Here is a 15,795-nt window from a genome sequence, read left to right as displayed (position 1 = left end):
TGCTTTACGAAAAAGCTTCTTCGCCCTGCAACTTCGTGCGATGCAATCTGCGGCCAGCGTTCGGGTCATAAGGCGTTGCGCGATGCATGGTGCCGGTGTTGTCCCAGATCACGGTGTCGCCAACGGTCCACTTGTGGCGATAAGAGAACTGCGCCTGCGTTGCCCAGTGGCGCAAACGCACCAAGAGATGGGCACTCTTCTTGTCTTCCATATTGAGGACTTGGCGTGCGGTTGCGCCAATCACCAGAGATTTACGGCCGGAGCGATGCTTCCACACCAGAGGCAGTTCCTGATCGCCAATCGCCTGCATGCCAGCGAGCAAACGTGGATCTGGTTCTGGGTCGTAATAGAACAGCGTGTTCCAAGCCGAGTGCATCACGCGCAGCTTTTCGAGTTCATCTTTCTCTGCGTCTGGCAGATCGTCGTAAGCGGCATAGGTGTTGCAGAAATCGGTATCGCCACCGGTTGGTGACAGCACCTTCGCCGAAAGAATCGACGCGAGGATGGGTACTGTGTTCATCGTGCCGTCGATGTGCCAGTACCAAGAGCCTTTGAGGTAATCAGCCTTGGGATTCACGTTGTTGTCGAGCGTGACCTTGTAGATGATCTCGCCGTCGTGCTCAGGCGCAAAGGTGCCGAGCGTGTTGGTAAAGGCGACCTGTTCTTCATCCGTGAAATTCACCTGCGGAAATACCAGCACGCCGCGCTGTTCAAGCAGCGCACGGATTTCCGTGGCGTACTTGCCGCTGAGAAGATCCGCCTTGTCGGCATGAATGGCGGAAGCGATCCGCGGAGTTAGTTCAGTGCTCTTGAGTGTCATTGGAATGCTCCAAGCTTATTTCTGGTGTTGCTGATGATTTATTGGATGTTGCTGATGGCTTTCGTAAAGCTCACTTGAGCTTTCGTGGGGCGCCAGTGCCCATGTATTTCGCCAAATTGAAATGCAGATTGACCGTGCTGCGTTCCATGTAAGGATTTGGTTTGGTGCCTTTGAATCCAGCCGACTTCATGCCTTTCTGCACGGCGGCCATATTGGAAAAATCCTGACCCAGCACGTAGCACCAAGCTTCTTCAGTAGCGGGCGAGAACGTCCATTCCGTCTTCGGTTCTTGTCCCTTCGGGAACAATTCATAAACCGCTGCTTCGAAGATGCACTTGTTAGGATCATCGCCATAAGGACGCGCGCTGTAGCAAAGTGCGTTGTTCACAGCGTGACCAATTTGGAAATTGGGAAAGATCTGCCAAGCCGTGCCGCTCTTGCCGACATGTGCAGGATCAACCACGGGCCAGACCACGCCGCGTGCCGCATCGTCAGCGCGCGCGGTCTTCAGCCAGTGCATCAGCACTTCGCCAGCAGGCGTGCCTTCAGGCAGTTCGTCTTTCAAACGCTGCGCTGCATCTACCATCGTCTGCGTGGTGTTGGTGTTGGCTTTGGTCCAGGTGTACATCTGCATTTCTGCAGTGGAGAGACGTGGATCAGCACCGGTGCCGACTCGCAGCTTGCCAGCCTGATTCTGGTCCATGCTCTTCGGCGCTTCGTAGCCGATGTTGCTGTGCTTGCCTTGCGCACGTGCCCAGCCACGGAATTCGCCGTACTTGTTGAACTCAGGATGCGTGGTGGCAACGTGGTAGGTCTCGTTGAACGCTTCCATCGCAACTTTCCAGTTGCAATCGAAGATGCCCCACTTGCGCCAGCGATAGCGCATGTTCTGCAATTCAAATGGGTCGAGAAGGCCGGCTGCTGGATCGAGATATTCCTGAAGTGATTCGGATTTCGGATCCATATTGATCCAAACCCAACCGCCCCAGGTGTCGACCTTCACTTCGCCAAGGCGCGTGTTCTCAGGCGTCAGCGTTCCGCACCAATCATCCTTGTGCGGAATGTGCGTGTTCTCGCCTTCGAGATTAAAGCGCCAGCCGTGAAAGCCACAGGTGAATGCCGTCTTGCGACCGCAGCCTTGCTTTGCGCCTTCAGGAATATCAACGAGGCGACGACCACGATGTGGGCAAACGTTGTGATAAGCCTTGATGCTGTCGACCGCAGTGCGAACAATGATGATCGAGTCATCATGAATTTCGTAAGCGAGGTAATTGCCGACTTCTGGAATTTCTTCAATACGTCCGACTTGCTGCCAGACTTTGCGCCACAGCTTGTCGCGTTCAGCGCGAGCGTATTCCACCGAGGTGTAAGCGTCCGCGCTGATCGTTGCGGATTCACCTAAGTCTTCTGCCGATGAAATTTCAGGACCTTTGCTCATGTCTCTTAGCGCTTCATCGCTGCGCGGAATTCTTCGTTCTTGAGAAACAGAGACGTGTTGTCCGAGCGCAGATGCGTCCATTTCAGATTGAGGCCGCCATCAACGAGAATCGTCTGGCCGGTGATATAGCCCGACGCTTCAGAAAGCAGAAAGAGCAGGGTATTGGCTTGTTCTTCGGGGCGACCACGACGACCCATCGCAATCGCACTGCGATCACGTTCTTCATCTTTGTCGATGAACGCTTCAGAAGCTGGCGTTGCCGTAGGACCGGGCGCAATGGCGTTGACGCGGATATTGTCGAGCGCGAGTTCAGTCGCCATTGTGCGAGTCACTGCAACGATGGCTGCTTTGGCTGCGCCATAGCCGCTATGAAATGGCGCGGTGTTCATGCCGCTGATTGATGAGATCGAAACGATGGAGCCTGGAAGCTTCTGTGCTTTGAGCTCCGCTGCGACCGCTTGGCTCATGAAAAACATCGTCTCGAGATTCTGCGAGAACAGATCGCGCCAATCCTTGCGAGTAACACGCGTCGTCGGCATCCACGTTGCTGGTGCTGCATTGCCTGCGACGTTGACCAGACCGTAGAGCGTGCCTTTGGCGTTCTTCGCTGCAGCCATCGCAGTTGCGATGCCTTCGTCGGTGGATGTGTCTGCCGCAACAGGAATAACGGAAAGACCGCTGGCGACCATTGGGCCAATGTGTTTGTCGAGATTGGCCTGAGAGCGACTGACGGCGATCACCGTTGCACCTGCCTCAGCCAACATGCGGGTCGTGGTGGTGCCAATGCCGCCGCCGGCAGCACCCGATACCACAACAATTCGGCCAGCAAGTTTGAGGTCCATGGATCTCTCTCAGTCCGTTTTTATAGGAAGAATGGGCAGGTTTACGAAGGCTTCAAAAGCTGCGCTTTCTAGTGTCGAACGACATTAACGGCTGCTAGTGAATGTAGTCAACAATGCTGTACACAAGTTGCCTAAATCGGCACTGTTTGTGTGCTGAATCTGCTGCATTGAGAAATACCGCGTCTACGCTCAGGTTTTCGCCTGTTTACGGGCACTTGCGTGTTTCAGCTTGTGCGCAATGCACGTATCATCCGCGCAGTGACGTCATCCACAGAACGCAGAAGACGCAGATCCATGGCGGCTAGAGAAAAAACCACAAAAAAGACTAGCTCTCATGCAGCCGCGCTCGATGTGGCACTTGAGAAAAGCACGGTTCCGGCGGTTTCTCGCGCTGCAGCAATTCTTCGTTTGCTGGGCCGATCTTCCGAGCCTGTCGGCGTGCAGTTCATTGCCCGTTCTCTGAGCATCATTCCCAGCACTTGTCTGCACATCTTGAGGACTTTGGTTGCTGAAGATTTCGTTAGCTTCGACGCTAATACCAAGCTCTACACGCTCAACGTGGGTCTGCTGACGTTGGCGCGTCAATGGCTGAGTCAGAATCGTTTTGCGGATATCGCCCAGTCAGCGCTGGATCGCATCGCCCGCGAATACGGCGTCACAGCGATGGGCGTGCAGGTTTCAGGCTTGGATCACATGATTGTTGTGGCCATGGCGCGTTCCGAAAGCATGATTCAGTTGCACACGCAGATTGGCAGCCGATTCCCAGCAACCATCAGCGCCAGCGGCCGCTGCATCGCGGCATTCGGCGAATACGATCGCGAAGAACTTCGTCGTCGCTTCAAAGGCCTGAGATGGGATAGCGCGCCATCACTCACCGAGTGGGAAGCACAGGTCGCTGAGACGCGCACGAAAGGCTACGCACTCGATCAGGGCAACTACATGGCCGGCGTCACCGTTGTTGCTGCGCCAGTGTTTGGCGTGAACGAGCAATTAGCTAACTGCCTTGTGGTTGTCGGTATCAGTGGACAACTGCAGGATCAGATGCTGGCTAAGATTGGTCGTGATCTGAAAGACAGTGCTGCGAAAGTTTCGAGACAGCTTGGGTCCGCCTGACACCTAGAGCCAGTGCGCTCAGAAGATCGTGATTCGCAGCATGATTCTGACTGACTGCTTTCAGCCCTAAGCAGACTGTCGATAAGAAAGATGATTACTCTCGCCGAAGCGAACACGCTCATTAATTTCGGCATCTCTCTTTAGATCAGACGTGCACTAGCTTTTATGGACAACCTCGAAATGATAACCATCCGGATCGATAACATCTGCTGCGTAGTAGCCGGGGTAATACTCCAGCCGTGCGCGTGGTGAAATACGGTCTGTTGCGCCCGCAGCCATTGCCGCCTCATAGAATTTGTCGACATCGTTGTTGTCTTTTGCCTCAAATCCCCAATGAATCGCGTCTGGATACGGTCTTCCCTGCTTCAGCCAAAAAAAGGCTTTAATGCCGTCTCCAAATCCCCAAAGGTCTGGGTGCCCGTCAACGCCTTTGAAGGGCACGTTCATCGAAATATTGAGTGGCTTTAACGACGCTTCGTAGAACTCAAGTGAGCGCTTAACGTCGCTGACAGTCAGGATGATGTGGTCGATCATGGTTTCTCTCCGTTCAGTTGAATGTGCGTGACGGCAGATCAGCATTCCGCCACGAAGTAAAAATGTTTTGGCGCCGCCATCTATCGAAACACCTCAAGTTCAGAAGTGGCCGCTGATGGTTCAACACTGCTTTAGTCCTTCTGAGGAATCAGGAACGGCACGCCCGCGAGCTTTTCGCTCAGAGTCCAGAGAAGCTTTGCCGACTCTTCGTTGAGCGCATACTTCGCAACACCGCGCATTGCGCCTGCATCGATAACTTCGGGAGAGCCGTCTGCGTTAACGCCGTCCAGTTCGGCGATGTCCGCGTCCTCGCAATACACACCACCGATAGTCTTTAGGGTCGGGGCGGTAGCGCACCACACTGTTGTCGACGCTCCCTGGGAAAGAGTCTTGAGCCCCTTCGATGGATCGTTTATCGCCCTGTAGTTTTCATCGAGAGCCCCGAATTTCTGCAAATCCTCTTTGGAAAGATTTCTGCTCAGATCGGTCTCGACGACGATTCCGGGATGCACTGCGTATGAACGAACATCAGCGGCTCTTCCTCTGTTGTCGAGCTCCAACGAGAATAAAGTGACGGCAGTTTTGGACTGGCCGTAAGCTAACAACGTTTCGTACTCCCGCGTGACAAAATTTGGATCGTCGAAAGAAACTGGCGCGAAGTGATGACCCCATGACGAGACATTGATAACGCGAGCTCCACTGGCTTTTACCAGCGCACTCCACAGTCGCGAGGTGAGCTGAAAGTGTCCCAGATAGTTGGTGGACAACTGCAGTTCATTGCCGCGCTCATCGCGTAGCAGGGGAGCCCACATGATCCCTGCATTGTTGATCAGGAGATGAAGGGAGCGGCCAGACGCGATGAACGCGCTCGCAAATGCGTCAACCGATCTCGAATCCGCCAAATCGATCGTGTCCAGTTCGACATTTGCGATTCCAGCCAACGCGCTTCTGGCCTTCTCGATGTTCTTTGCGGGGACAATTACAGTGGCTCCAGCGGAAACAAGCGCTTTGACCGTTTCGAGTCCGATTCCCGTATAGCCGCCAGTGACGATGGCTGTTTTCCCATTGAGGTCAATTCCACTGATGACCTCTTCCGTCGTGGAGGCAGCGCCAAATCCTGAATCGATTGGTCGCTGCAGCGCGCCGCCATAGTTGCTCTTTTCCATTTCCGTCTTCCTTTAATCTCGATTGCCGAACAGATGTCCACCACTAGCATCAATACAAACTTATAGTTAGTGGCTTTCTTATGCGCAGCAAAGATAAAGTAGAATGCTTTTATCTGGAAGAAGGCACTTTAAAGTGCGTCACTAACTCCGAGGTAAGTCATGGGGAAGAGAGAAAACAGAACAAAACCTCCGGATCCGGCAACGCTCTGTAAGAGCAAGGATCCAGCCGCTGTTCGCGAGCTCTTAACGAAGGTTGGAGACAAATGGAGCATTTTTATTCTTCTCACTCTGGAGATGTTTCCAGATTGCCGCGCAAGGTTCTCCGCTGTTGAAAAATGCATCCCTGGTATCTCTCAGAAAATGCTCACCGTTACTCTGCGTAATTTGGAACGGGACGGCATGGTGTCGAGAGAGATATTTCCTGAAGTTCCGCCTCGCGTTGAATATCAACTCACCAAGCTTGGAGAAACCCTGCTTGAACCGCTTCAGGCCCTTTTGGATTGGGTCAACGCTAACTCTGAACAGGTGAGAAAGTCTCAACGGCTGTTTGATCAGAAGTAAAAATTTTAGTTTGGGATTACAGAGGCCGATGGCGCGTACGCAATTTCCTGAGAGCCAATAGACCACAACTGTGGCCGTCTGCTTCTGGCACTTTGACGCCGTCTTTACGAAGTGGCTGAACTCCAACTATGAGATTTGAAAGCGAGAATCAAGAATCCATACTTGGCGAAAGAAAATTTCACCCCAAGGCTGCCGTCATCGCCTGAAAAAGACGTTCTGTGTTTACGGGCTTGAATAGCACTGGGACGCCGGCCTCGCGAACACGTTGTAAACGCTCTGGCGCGGTTTCTCCTGTGATCAGTAGTAGCGGAATATTGAAAAAACGTTGGGACAGGGATTGGCCAACTTGCAACCCGTCGATGCCGTTGGCAAGACGGAAATCACATATCAGCAAGGCAAACGGATTCAGTTCTTTAGCTGAGCTTTGTAGAGCTATTGCGGCTTCAGCTTCGGTGGCCACGGCTTCTGCTTCGATGCCATGTGCATGCAATAGTTGGCTCATGGCTTCGCGGACATCGGCTTCATCATCAAGTACCAGAACACGCTTGGGTAAGCGCGCCGGTATGTACGGCCGCAATAGTGGCAGGTGCTGATCATCGGCAAATTGCGCAGCGGCCTGAGGACGCGCTGCCTGCAATCGCACGCGGAAGCGTGATCCATGCCCCTGCACAGAGCGTACCTCTACTGGGTGTACGAGCAATTGCGAAAGTCGTTTGACGATGGAAAGGCCAATGCCAAGGCCTAGCGAACGGTCACGACCGGGATTGCCGATCTGATAGAACTCTTCGAATACGCGTGACTGTTGTTCCGTTGCGATGCCGATGCCGGAGTCGTAGATGTCTATCCATACTTCTGCCGTATGCATGCCTGTGTCTTTCGAGTGGCGTTTTCGGGCTACCACTAGCACCCCACCTTTCTGCGTGTACTTGATAGCGTTGTCGATGAGATTGGACAGCATGCGATGCAATAGCTGTGGATCACTGTCGACCCATAATGGACTGGAGCGCAGACGCAGTTCGATATCTTTTTCGCTGGCGGTGTTGATGAAACTTTGGTTGAGCGACTGAAAAAGAGTGTGCAGCGCGACCGGTTGTCGTTCGGCTACAACCACACCGGCGTCCAACCGTGACACGTCCAGCATGGTGTCGAGAGAGTGGCGGAGCGAATTCACGGCTCGCATCAACCTTGAGGCGTTGCGCTGTTCAGGGCGATCACTGAGTTCTTTTTCTAACGCAGCGCCGAGCAAGGCGATGGCGTGCAGCGGCTGGCGCAGATCGTGACTGGCGGCAGCGAGGAAGCGGGTTTTCTCTTGACTGGCGATCTCGGTGGCGTGCACCTGTTGTTCCAGTCGTTCTGCCAGCGCCGCTTTTTCAAAGCGCGTGCGCAGGGCGGTTGTGAGCAATTCCTGCTGCGCCTTGGCAAAGCGAAGTATGGCAATCAGGAAGGCTGCGCAGAAACACGCCAGTGCAAGGTTCAGCACGCTGGCTCGCAGCAGCAGCGCCAGTATGAGTCCCAGCATCATCGGCATCAGCAGACTATATGTGGCGCGTCGCAACGGCGCGACGGCGAGCACGCCACCCATGCAGAAGCCCATGATGACCACCACCATGATTGAGGTGAGCGGCACGCTTTCTGGCAAAAAGAGGATTGCTGCTAGGCCCCAGCCCGCAGTATTGAAGAATACCTCGCGACAATAGATATCGATCCAGTGCTCAACATTCTTGTCAGCGTCGGCATCGTTGAAATACGCCGTCATCAGTGGCATGCGCATCAGGGTGTAGAGATGCACTGCCATCCACGCAAAAATCAGCAGCTGATCTGTATACCAGTACATCAGCAGGCTAAACACCACCGTGACCACGCTGTCGCTATAGGTGGCAGGGCGGACGGTGGAAAACAACGAAGCTGCCTGCTCTCGCAGAATCAGGGCGTCGAGATCCGGGAGTTCTGAGTTAACGATCGTCTTGGGCGTGGCGACGGATGAAGGCGCGTTCATGTGCGCAGCTTGCTGATGAGCTGCGCACGCGAGCGCACGCCGAAGGACAGCAGTAGCGTCGAGACATGATTCTTCACCGTGCCTTCGGACAGAAACGCAAGCTGGCTGATCTCGCGGTTGGACTTGCCTTGCAACAGCCACTGCAGAATCTGCAATTGACGAGTGGACAAAGCCTGTCCTGCCGATGCTGCAAATTCTCCAGGATCAGACGCGCTACTGAACCCGGGGAAGGTCGCTGTGGGACGAGATCGTCGCTGGCTCGCGACCTCCGGCCCGTGCAGCAAACAAGTGTGTACAAAGCCAACCATGTCACCAAGATCGCCGGCTTTTGAAAAGAAAGACACGGCACCCAGCGCCAGCGCGTTCTGCACCGTGGCGGGATGATCGCTGCCTGACAACACCACCACGGTGGCAGCGGGAAAATGCTGGCGGAAGGCCATCAGACCGTCGAGTCCATTGCTGTCCGGCAGATTCAGGTCCAGCACGATCACGGCAATTTCTTCGCGATGCTCGCGATAGAGCGACAGTGCCTGCGCCAAGGTGTTGGCCTCGAACAGTGCGATTGAGGATTGTTCTGCCACAGACGCCTGTGACTGCACCAATGCACGAAATCCCAGGCGCACGAGTTCGTGGTCGTCAACAACCAGAATGCCGTCAGCCGACGACGTTGCTCCGCGGGCCCCAATGGATCGGGTGATATCGATCTTTGCCGTACTCATGTCGGAAAGAAATAAAGGTGTGCCTGCAATTGATGCCATGAATGCTAGGTCTTGTCACCCGGTTCGCCTAGTGGCGAAAGTCATTTTCAGGTTCTGACTCACGCCGTTGCATCTGCATTGGTGCTGACGCGGAGATTTCTTACAAGTTTCCCGATGACAGCATGACTTTCGGCACTCCTGCTGACGCCATTTTTTTCCAATGCTGTGTCCGAGCAGGACAGGAGCAGGGAAATGGATCGAGTCGTCATGCAAAAACAACGATGGGGCCGGAACGTGGCGCTGATGGCTGTGGTGTTTTTGCTGGCTGCTTGCAGCAGTGGCCACCACGCGCCGCCGCCAACGCCGGTGATTACCGCGCAGCCAGCGGATGTATCGGTGGTAGCAGGCAACCTCGCCGCATTCAGCGTCACGGCGACGGGTACAACGCCTGCCTATCAATGGCAAACCAGCAATAACAGCGGGGTGAGTTGGGCCGACATTGCCGGTGCCACGGCAGCCAGTTACACGCTGGCGACAACAACGCTGAGTGACTCGGGTCATCTTTTCCGCGTACTGGTCACAGCAGCTGGAGCAACGGTGGCGAGTTCGCCCGCTCAACTTACGGTGACGACGGGGGTGCAGGCACCGGCCATCACCGTGCAGCCGATGAGCCAGACCGTTACTGAACCGGGCACTGCCACATTTAGCGTCACGGCTACTGGCACGTCCCTGCAATATCGGTGGCAGTTATCAGCCGACGGCAGCAGCTGGAATGACATCAGCTCTGCAACGTCATCCAGCTACACCACTCCGGCCACGTCAGCCTCAGCCAGTGGCGCGCAGTTCCGCGTGCTGGTGAGCAACACAGCGGGCAGCGTCACTAGCAATGCTGTGGTGTTGACGATCAATCCGGCGTCATCGGGAAATGCAGCGCCTTCTTTCACCACACAACCCGCGAGTCAGAGTGTTGCCGAAGGCAGCAGCGCGACGTTCACTGCCAGCGCCACCGGTACGCCGACGCCAACACTGCAATGGCAGCGCTCCAACAATGGTGGTGGCAGTTGGGTAGACATCTCTGGCGAAACGAACAACAGCTACACCACGTCTGTCACCGTTGCAGGCAACAGTGGCGCGCAATTTCGTGTTGTTGCCACGAACAGTGAAGGCAGCGTCAACAGCAACGTGGCCACGCTGACGGTGACTGCGGCCAACGCTGCGCCGGTTTTCACCACGCAGCCGCAGGATGCGAGCGTGACGGCAGGTAGCAGCGCACATTTTAGTGTCGTTGCCAGTGGTGTGCCAACTCCCACTTTCCAGTGGCAGGTGTCCAGTGATAACGGGACGAACTGGATCAACATCACTGGCGCGACTAGCGCCAGCTACACCACGCCCGCGACAGCAGCCGGCGACAACGGCAAGCGTTTCCGTGCTGTGGCCAGCAATAGTTCAGCCTCGGTGAACAGCAATGCGGCACTACTAACCGTGTCGGTGTCGTTGACGGCTGTAATCCGACCTTTGAGCGCCGGTGGTGGGCATAGTTGTGCCCTTCAAGCTGATCGCACAGTCGCCTGTTGGGGCCACAACTCCTCCGGCGAGTTGGGCGATGGCGGCGCCACCGATGGCAGCGCTCCTGATCGCTTGACACCGTTTACTGTCTCCGGCCTCACCGATGTCGTCAGCATTGTGGCTGGCAATAGTCTTAGCTGTGCTCTCAAGACTGGTGGAACAGTGGCTTGTTGGGGCAGCAATTTAAATGGCGCATTGGGCGACGGCAGTACGAACTACCACAGCACACCCATTGCAGTTTCTGGTCTCACGAGTGTCGTGGCCATTGCAGCTTCGAATCACAGCTGCGCGCTCAAGGCGGATGGCTCGGTGGCTTGTTGGGGTTCCAACTCCTCCGGGCAAGTGGGTATTCCCGTCACGCCCGACAAGATCACCGCGCCAGTCATGGTTGACGGTATCGCGGGCGTGGTGGCCGTTGCGACCGGGTGGACACATACCTGCGCACTAAAGGCTGATGGGACGGCGGCCTGCTGGGGCGACAACTCGTTTGGGCAGCTTGGCACCGGACACGGGACCACGAGCACACCTGATACGGTTTCCGGGCTCACGAATGCTGTGGCGATCGGTGCAGGCATGCGCCACAGCTGCGCGCTGAAGGCGGATGGCACGGTGGATTGCTGGGGCAACAACAATACCTATGGCGAACTGGGTGATGGTAGCGGTGCCAACAGTATTTACCCAGTTTCAGTTTCCGGTCTGACGGATGCTGCAGCCATTGCTGTCGGTTACTCCCACACATGTGCGCTCAAGGTTGGAGGCACTGTCGTTTGCTGGGGCCTGAATGATGTTGGTCAGCTGGGCGATGGCAGCACAAGCAATCGCGCGACGCCTGTCGCCGTTTCCGGCCTCAGCGATGTCGTCGCCATTGCTGCAGGCAATCTTCACAGCTGTGCGCTCAAGACTGACGGCACGGTGGTCTGTTGGGGCTACAACGGTGATGGTCGGCTCGGTGATAACAGCAGCACTAACAGGCTGACACCGGTGGCTGTATCGGGCGGCGCCGTCTTCTGGAAATAAACGGTGCCCACGGAAAAACAACCAAGTCTTCTGTATCGCATGGAGAGATGCGGTTTCACTCGCGTCTCTCATTGATCTGACGACAGGAGCCATTATGAATTTTGCTCATACAGAATTGATCCGCAGGAAGAAGCTTGCGAACTTCATCTTGTCCTTACTCATGGCTGCTTTGTTGGCTGCTTGTGCAGGAGGCGATAGCGGCAGCGACAAGCGGGAGCCGGACAAGACCTTCTATCCCACCGCGGTAGACGACTTCGACGTCAACGGCGATATCAACCGCGACGCCGCCCACGCTACGGCGATCCGGGTCAACCGCACTTACAAGGGCACGATTTTCCCGCAGGGTGATCTGGATTGGGTCAAGTTGGATTTAAAGGCCGGCACGACTTACGAGGTGGTAGTGGACCACCAGTGCCCCACCTGTGGCACGGAAACCCGAATGTATGGAACCGATGGCGTGACCGAAGTCGGTGCGCGCAACAACTTTTATTTGGCCGCCAACCGCATCAAGTTCACGCCCGCCGCATCGGGCACTTACTTTCTCAAGATCGGCTATCAGACTCTTGATAATCGCCAAGACTGGGGCGTGAGCAATTACTGGCTCAACGTGCATTCCTATGTGGACAGTGATGGTGATGATGTTTCAAGCTGGTTTGATTGCAATGAGAAGAATGCCGACATCAGTATCTGGGGCAACGATATCCCTGGCGATGGCGTGGATCAGGACTGCACGGGAGCGGACATGCTGCTGGCCTCTGACCCGGACAGTTTCGAACCGACCGATAACAACGCTGCCACAACCACCAGCCGTATTCCCATGGCTAACTACCAGCTCTATCAGCTGCAGTATCTCCACATGGTGCCGGAGGACCGTTGGGGCCATAGCCTGACGACGGGTGACGCGGACTGGTTCAAGGTCACCGTGCCCGCCGGTCATTACTATGGTGTTACTGCTTTGATGGCCGATGGCTTCTGGCATGAAGAGGTCTATCTGGAAGATGGCGTGACACCTTCCTCGCTAAAGAACAGCAGTAGCAGCGACCAGAATGTCCTCGTCAAGATCGTCTCGGATGGCGGGCATTTCTATCTGCCACTGATGATTGATTACGGCACCGACAACGATGGCGACGGCTATTACTCGCAGGAGCAGGACATATTCCGTGATTGCGACGACAACAATGTCGCCATCAATCCTGCTGCCGCCGAGATTTCTGGTAACAGCATCAACGAGGACTGCAGGTACTCATTGAGCGATTGAGTCTCGGTCGTGTAAGAGATAAATAGCTGAGAACGGGGAGCGACCAAAACTTGAAGTGAACAGAAAACGTATTCTCGCAATTGATCCTTTGATGTCAGACAGCAGTTATTTCATTGAAGAATTACGCAGAAAATTGCGTCGGCGGGACAGCTCGGAATTTGGCTAGATTATGTATCCAGCCAACCTCTACACTTTCGCTTCGCTACGAATCCGCGCAGGAAGAGTTTGGGCATTGAACGTCCGCTTCTGGCACAAAGCGAATATTTGAGTGTCGATAACTCGAGATCTTCTTACGCTGAGAGCCCGACGAAATAAAGTGTCAACAAGACCGTGATGATGAACGCAAGCGCTGCATCAGCAACGCGCTGCATCTTCAATGGCGCTTGCTTCAGTTCCATAAACTCCCAAGCGATCACGCGTACTTTCAGTGCTGCGATCAAAATCACGCCCAGTGTGATGCCTGCGTTCAGCGTGAACGCATGATGACCGTGGCTGTTACCTAGCCACCATGAAAGCAGCGTCACGCCTGTGAGGAGTAGGCAAACAGCGGCCAGTCTTTTATCCGTCATGCCCATTGATCACCTCATCACGTAGAGCAGGGCGAAGATGATCACCCACAGGAAATCGACCATGTGCCAGTAGATGGCACCGGATTCGATGACCTTGATCGAACGCCGCTGCGGGCTGCGGAGTTGATAAATTACAACGCTAAGGAAGACAAAACCGATCAGCACGTGCAGAACGTGGATGCCGGTCAAGAAGTAGTAGAAAGAGAAAAACTGGTTGGTCGAAAACTCGAATCCTTGCTGGATCTTTGAAGACCACTCAAACAGTTTTGAGATGATGAATAGCACCCCGCAAAGAATGGTCATGCCGACCAAGTTCTGTGCTGATTCGTATCGCTGCTCTCGTGCGGCTTGAACACCGCGGGCAATCAACCAGGAGCTGACCAGCAGGATCACTGTGTTGAGTGCGCCGAAGTTCTGGCTTAGATGCGCTTGTGATTCCAAGTAAAGCGCCGGATCCCAGATGCGGTAGAGCATGTAGGTGATGAAGTAGCTGCTGAAGATCACAACTTCAACCAGTACGAAATACCAGATGTCGATCTGACCAGGCACGCTGCGTTCGGCATTGGTTGCGACGATGGTGCTCATGTGCGCTGCTCAAGTTCGGGCAGAGGGCCATCGCCAAAATCTTCACGGACGATCAGTCGGCGTAGCAAGGTGATGAACGCTATTGTGTAGACGACAAACACCAGTGTGTCGACCCAGAAGGCGATGATGCCATTCCATGCAAACGGGCCTTCCTTGAAGATCCACATGGGTGCCACAACAATTTCCGTCAGCAGATTGCAGATGTTGAGATAAGCAAACCACAGCGGGAACACGCGATTCTTGTCGAGCAGCACGGCGAGCATCCACACCGATGTGCCGATGAGAAACACGCCCATGGTGCCGACGAAAGCGGTGAAGCTGGCGTCATACAGCCAGCTGATCACAGCCGGATCACGATCAGGACGCAGCGCGCCGACTGTCAGAAAAATGGCAGTCAACAACATGCCGGGCAGCGTGGCGAGCGAATAAATCGCGACGTAGATGTAACTGAATGCGCGGCTCACCGACATGCGTGTCATTGAGTAGGCGATCAGAGCATTCATGGAGGCGGTGATGCCCGCGACCAAAAAAATGATGCCGAATCCCCACAGCAGGCCGTAGTGATTGTCGTTGAACCATTGCACGATTCTGGCTTGATCCCACCACGGTGCAGGCGGTGGCATTACGCGTGTCATCAAGGCGAAGACGACGCCGAACAGTTGGTAGAAGCAAACCATCGCCCACCACATGATCCACAACTCGATCTTGGGATTGTGTTTCCAGTGCCAGCCAATACGCCCCACGAGACTTGCGGGCGGTGCTGCAAGCTCGCTCGCTACGGCGCTCATGCGGCGGCTACTTCTTCTGCGCGTTGCTTGTACAGCGTTTTGCCGATGACGATGGCCATCACAACGAGCCAAAGAGCGATCGCACTGTTGCGAACCCAGAATGACAGCAGGCCGTCCCACGCGAGTGGGCCGGTCAGTGCAGTTGCGACGAACGCAGCGGGTGCTACTGCTGCGGCGATGATCAGATTGAAGTGTGCGACCCAGCGTTGAAATATGGGCTTGGCTTGTCGATCCAGAAAAATCGCCAAAGCGAGAAACACACACTGCGCAACCATGAAGCCGACCTGTCCGGTGAATGTGACCCAAGCGAGATCGTTGAAGAGTTGCGTGAGTTGTGGATCGCGTTCTGGACGGAAGGCCGCCATCAACCAGAACAGATCAGCGAGGAAGAACAGCACGGGCCCACCCGTTGAGCAGCCCAGATAGCAGTAGGCGAGGATCGGCGTGCGATGCGCCATGCGCTTCATCTGCATCACGATCAGCGTCAGGAACGTGACGATGCCCACAGCAAACCAGTTGAACATGATCATGCTGTAGCGAATGCGCGGAAGATTTTCTGGATCACGATAGAAAGCAGCGACTTGTTCTGCTGACATCGTGGGTGACATTGGCGGTGAAAATCCGGGGAACAAAAAGAAAATCACAATCCACATCAGGGCAAAAAAAGGCAGCGCCCAGAACAGAATAATTTCGCCATCAACTTTACGCATTGTTATTTCTCAGGCTCAAAATTGATTTGTCATTCCGAGTGCAACGAGGAATCTTGCGGCCGCTTTATTGGCGAGAATTGAAGCTAGATTCCTCACTCCGTTCGGAATGACACAAAGGTGTTCGAAATGACAAG

The 15,795-nt window shown here is 54.9% G+C and carries 15 protein-coding genes; 4 read left to right on the top strand and 11 right to left on the bottom strand.

Annotation, left to right across the window (positions count from 1 at the left end; genetic code table 11):
* Window positions 1-4: 4 nt before the first annotated feature.
* The 3 genes from CJD38_RS13255 to CJD38_RS13245 all read right to left on the bottom strand — a co-directional run bounded on the left by CJD38_RS13255 (window position 5) and on the right by CJD38_RS13245 (window position 3,100).
* Entirely contained in the window at window positions 5-820 is an 816-nt protein-coding gene (locus CJD38_RS13255) for a TauD/TfdA dioxygenase family protein (protein ID WP_107940847.1), read from the bottom strand.
* 70 nt (window positions 821-890) lie between these two features.
* On the bottom strand, window positions 891-2,258 hold the full coding sequence (locus CJD38_RS13250) for an aromatic ring-hydroxylating oxygenase subunit alpha (RefSeq protein ID WP_107940846.1): 1,368 nt from the start codon (window positions 2,256-2,258) through the stop codon (window positions 891-893).
* A 5-nt stretch (window positions 2,259-2,263) separates the two neighbouring features.
* Entirely contained in the window at window positions 2,264-3,100 is an 837-nt protein-coding gene (locus CJD38_RS13245) for an SDR family NAD(P)-dependent oxidoreductase (protein ID WP_107940845.1), read from the bottom strand.
* A gap of 351 nt (window positions 3,101-3,451) precedes the next feature.
* On the opposite strand from CJD38_RS13245, the gene CJD38_RS13240 reads away from it, so the two are divergent.
* Entirely contained in the window at window positions 3,452-4,213 is a 762-nt protein-coding gene (locus tag CJD38_RS13240; RefSeq protein WP_206362999.1) for an IclR family transcriptional regulator, read from the top strand.
* Window positions 4,214-4,369: 156 nt separating this feature from the next.
* Here the strand turns inward: CJD38_RS13240 and CJD38_RS13235 are convergent, their stop codons facing one another.
* Complete coding sequence (locus tag CJD38_RS13235; RefSeq protein ID WP_107940843.1) at window positions 4,370-4,747, bottom strand: VOC family protein; 378 nt, start codon at window positions 4,745-4,747, stop codon at window positions 4,370-4,372.
* Window positions 4,748-4,878: 131 nt separating this feature from the next.
* Window positions 4,879-5,913 carry an SDR family NAD(P)-dependent oxidoreductase gene (locus CJD38_RS13230; RefSeq protein ID WP_107940842.1) on the bottom strand — a complete coding sequence of 345 codons (1,035 nt, stop codon included), beginning with the start codon at window positions 5,911-5,913 and terminating at the stop codon, window positions 4,879-4,881.
* 159 nt (window positions 5,914-6,072) lie between these two features.
* On the opposite strand from CJD38_RS13230, the gene CJD38_RS13225 reads away from it, so the two are divergent.
* On the top strand, window positions 6,073-6,474 hold the full coding sequence (locus CJD38_RS13225) for a winged helix-turn-helix transcriptional regulator (RefSeq protein WP_107940841.1): 402 nt from the start codon (window positions 6,073-6,075) through the stop codon (window positions 6,472-6,474).
* Window positions 6,475-6,652: 178 nt separating this feature from the next.
* Here the strand turns inward: CJD38_RS13225 and CJD38_RS13220 are convergent, their stop codons facing one another.
* Window positions 6,653-8,470 carry an ATP-binding response regulator gene (locus tag CJD38_RS13220; protein WP_107940840.1) on the bottom strand — a complete coding sequence of 606 codons (1,818 nt, stop codon included), beginning with the start codon at window positions 8,468-8,470 and terminating at the stop codon, window positions 6,653-6,655.
* A complete protein-coding gene (locus CJD38_RS13215; protein ID WP_206362998.1) occupies window positions 8,467-9,228 on the bottom strand; it encodes a response regulator transcription factor in 762 nt (253 codons plus the stop codon). The genes CJD38_RS13220 and CJD38_RS13215 overlap by 4 nt, the downstream gene beginning before the upstream one ends.
* A gap of 207 nt (window positions 9,229-9,435) precedes the next feature.
* Here CJD38_RS13215 and CJD38_RS13210 point away from each other — a divergent pair, with 207 nt between their 5' ends.
* Window positions 9,436-11,751, top strand: coding sequence for an RCC1 domain-containing protein (locus CJD38_RS13210; protein WP_161554236.1), 2,316 nt, complete (start codon window positions 9,436-9,438; stop codon window positions 11,749-11,751).
* A 94-nt stretch (window positions 11,752-11,845) separates the two neighbouring features.
* On the top strand, window positions 11,846-13,009 hold the full coding sequence (locus CJD38_RS13205; protein ID WP_107940838.1) for a MopE-related protein: 1,164 nt from the start codon (window positions 11,846-11,848) through the stop codon (window positions 13,007-13,009).
* A gap of 290 nt (window positions 13,010-13,299) precedes the next feature.
* On the opposite strand, the gene CJD38_RS13200 is transcribed toward CJD38_RS13205, so the two are convergent.
* Genes CJD38_RS13200 through CJD38_RS13185 form a run of 4 tightly spaced genes read right to left on the bottom strand, consistent with a single transcriptional unit; the run spans window position 13,300 to window position 15,661 of the window.
* On the bottom strand, window positions 13,300-13,578 hold the full coding sequence (locus tag CJD38_RS13200) for a cytochrome C oxidase subunit IV family protein (RefSeq protein WP_161554235.1): 279 nt from the start codon (window positions 13,576-13,578) through the stop codon (window positions 13,300-13,302).
* Between the two features lie 9 nt (window positions 13,579-13,587).
* The gene (locus tag CJD38_RS13195) at window positions 13,588-14,163 is read right to left on the bottom strand and encodes a cytochrome c oxidase subunit 3 (protein WP_107940836.1); all 576 of its coding nucleotides are present in this window, start codon (window positions 14,161-14,163) and stop codon (window positions 13,588-13,590) included.
* A complete protein-coding gene (locus CJD38_RS13190) occupies window positions 14,160-14,951 on the bottom strand; it encodes a hypothetical protein (protein ID WP_107940835.1) in 792 nt (263 codons plus the stop codon). The genes CJD38_RS13195 and CJD38_RS13190 overlap by 4 nt, the downstream gene beginning before the upstream one ends.
* Complete coding sequence (locus tag CJD38_RS13185; RefSeq protein ID WP_107940834.1) at window positions 14,948-15,661, bottom strand: hypothetical protein; 714 nt, start codon at window positions 15,659-15,661, stop codon at window positions 14,948-14,950. The genes CJD38_RS13190 and CJD38_RS13185 overlap by 4 nt, the downstream gene beginning before the upstream one ends.
* Window positions 15,662-15,795 lie beyond the last annotated feature (134 nt).

Source organism: Stenotrophobium rhamnosiphilum, from assembly GCF_003052265.1.
Lineage (GTDB): Bacteria > Pseudomonadota > Gammaproteobacteria > Nevskiales > Nevskiaceae > Stenotrophobium > Stenotrophobium rhamnosiphilum.
The sequence above is the reverse complement of the archived record's forward strand: the minus strand, read 5'-3'. Positions and strand labels throughout refer to the sequence as shown.